The 2,526-nt window shown below is 70.9% G+C and carries 3 protein-coding genes; 1 reads left to right on the forward strand and 2 read right to left on the reverse strand.

The window, feature by feature from the left end; genetic code table 11:
* Window positions 1-46: 46 nt before the first annotated feature.
* Window positions 47-946 (reverse strand): phosphatase domain-containing protein, encoded by a 900-nt coding sequence (locus tag ACFP2T_RS39600; RefSeq protein ID WP_377431623.1) that lies wholly within the window; start codon window positions 944-946, stop codon window positions 47-49.
* Between the two features lie 6 nt (window positions 947-952).
* Window positions 953-2,071 (reverse strand): RNA ligase, encoded by a 1,119-nt coding sequence (locus ACFP2T_RS39605; protein WP_377431626.1) that lies wholly within the window; start codon window positions 2,069-2,071, stop codon window positions 953-955.
* A gap of 230 nt (window positions 2,072-2,301) precedes the next feature.
* Here ACFP2T_RS39605 and rpmE point away from each other — a divergent pair, with 230 nt between their 5' ends.
* A complete protein-coding gene (gene rpmE, locus ACFP2T_RS39610; RefSeq protein WP_121156762.1) occupies window positions 2,302-2,526 on the forward strand; it encodes a 50S ribosomal protein L31 in 225 nt (74 codons plus the stop codon).

Genomic DNA, 2,526 nt, shown 5'->3' on the forward strand with positions numbered 1-2,526 from the left:
GGCGTGGTCGGGTGGGTGGGCGTGCGGGTGGGTGGGCGGGCGGGCGTCAGAAGTCGCCCTCGGCGACCTGGAAGACGGTCAGGCCGAGTTGCCGCCACATCTGGACCACCTGCATCCGGTCGTCGAAGACCCCGACCACCCGGTACCGGTCGCGGATCTCCCGATCGAAGATCTCCCGCTTGACGACCGAGTCCCGCCGGGCGTCGCCGACCGCCCGCATGTGCAGGGCCAGATAGGGGACGGCCACGTGCTCGTCGAGCCACGCCGTGGTCACTTCCTGGCAGGACGCGTCCCGCCCGGTGCAGAAGACCACGCCGTAGCCGGCCGAGTGCATCGCCCGGACCGCCGCGATGACGGCGTGGTTGGGCCGGTCCTCGCCGACCCGGCTCATGTCGTACGGGCTGCGTCCGGACATCAGCGCGACCGTGCCGTCGATGTCCACCAGGACGATCTCCGGCGCGTCGGCCGACGGGGGCGTGTAGACGGTCCCCGGTGCGCCCGGTTCGACGGTCGGTATCGGCAGCGGCAGTTTGCGGCCGGCGAGATAGCGGTCGTGCAGCCGCCGGATGGCCTCCTCGCCGACCCGGTCCTGCTCCGGGCGCTCGGCGTCGCGCCGGACGCACTCGTCCACCGGTACGTCGGTGAAGTCGTGCAGCTCGAAGGTCGCACCGAACCGGGCGGCGAGCTGGGCCCAGTCCCGTACGGTCCGGGACCGCAGGTTGGTGTCGTCGACGCAGACGTCGGCGCGGGCCCGCAGCAGCGCCTCGACCTGTGCCCGCTGTACGACGGTCACCTGGCCCTCGGCCCACTGGGTGAAGAGCCGTTCGCCGTGCAGCATCCGGCGTAGGTCGTCGCGGTTCACCCGGACGACTCCCGGTTGGAGTTTCCGGGCGAAGGTCGTCTTCCCGGACGCGGGCAGACCGCGGGTGACGATCAGTCGGGTCACGTCGTCTCACTCCACGTTGTGCGGGGTCCAGTCCGCCGGAGGGCGGATCCGCTGCCAGAGCAGTGGGCGGTAGTCCCTGCCGTCGAGGCGCAGGAAGAGAGAAGCGCGCTCGGGGTGCCGGGCGGCGCGCTCGGCGAAGTCGCGACGGGTCCATCCGTCGGGCAGCTCGGCCATGATCTCACGGTACGCCGTCTCGATCTTCGCGGTCCGGGCCTCGACCGTCGCGGTCAGTTCGGCCACGACCGAGTCGACCCAGCGGTGGAACTCGTCGGGCAGCGGCGCGACCCGGCTGGCGAGATCCTGCTCGGTGACCAGGAATTCCCAGACCACCCGGGCGTTCAGCCCGAACGTCAGGCGGTGCAGTCGGACGTACTCCGGGTACTTGATCTTTACCCGGGTGTCGGTGTCGGGCCAGTGCACGACCAGGCCCTCCCGGCCGTCGCGTACCGGGGCGGCCAGTGCCTCGGCCAGGGTGCGGTGGGGCAGCCGTTCGACCACCGGACCGGGCCAGTCGGGCACCGCCTCCGGGCCGTGGCTGCGACCGGTCCCGATCTCCACCGTGCCGAGCAGCACCAGGTCGTCCAGGTCCCCGTAGTCCAACACGATCCGGTTGGCCGGGTAGACGATCTCGACCAGCACGGTGTGGCCGGCCGGCGGGACGAAGCCGGGGTACCGGGTCCGGAGCACGGCGGTGGCGTGCCGGGCCTGGGTCGAGGCGAACGAGCCCCGGGTGGCGACCGCGAAGCCGCTCCCGTCCGGATACAGGACGCCGAGCGATCCGTCAGACTTGTCCGTTATGACGGCCGGTGCGTCGAGTCGGAGGTCCGGCGCGCCCGGCTGGTCGTGGTTGAAGAACTTCCGGAACGGCCGGGCCAGCACCACCCCGGAGGTGTCGTCCACCACGAGACCCCGACAGGTCAACGTCACCGGCGTCCAGTTGTGGGCGAAGACGCACGCCTCGGTGTAGTTGTAGATCGACAGCGGCCGATCGGGGTGGCGCTGCACCCGTACGTGCCCGTCCGCGAGGGCGGCGTCCAGCGCCGCCGGGTCGAGGATGTCGGCGAGTCGGGTGACGGGCGGGGCGACCGGGGCCGCGGTGGCGGGATCGGCGGCTACGGGGATCACGGGGTGTGCCTTCCGGCCGGGTGGGAATGCGAGAGGGAGGAGTGACGTTATCCGTCACGGATCGAGTGTGCAGCCCGATTTCGGGTCGGCCCCACAGCCATGGCACACTGGTCAGTCGGCCAACGGTTCCGGTTCACGCCCGAGTCCGTCACCGCGCAGCGATACGCCCTATCGCGGGTGACGGGTGCCGACGGCGACCCGGCGACCATCGATGAAAGGACCGAGGCGACATGAAGCCCAACATCCACCCCGAGTACGTCACCACCGAGGTGACCTGCTCGTGCGGCAGCACGTTCACGACCCGCAGCACGGCCAAGGGGGGCTCGATCCACGTCGAGACCTGCAGCGCCTGCCACCCGTTCTACACCGGCAAGCAGCGCGTGCTCGACACCGCCGGCCGGGTCGCGAAGTTCCAGCAGAAGTACGCCAAGGTTCAGGCCAAGAAGGCCAAGTAG

The sequence above is a fragment of the Plantactinospora solaniradicis genome (assembly GCF_042658085.1).
Classification (GTDB): Bacteria; Actinomycetota; Actinomycetes; order Mycobacteriales; family Micromonosporaceae; genus Plantactinospora; species Plantactinospora solaniradicis.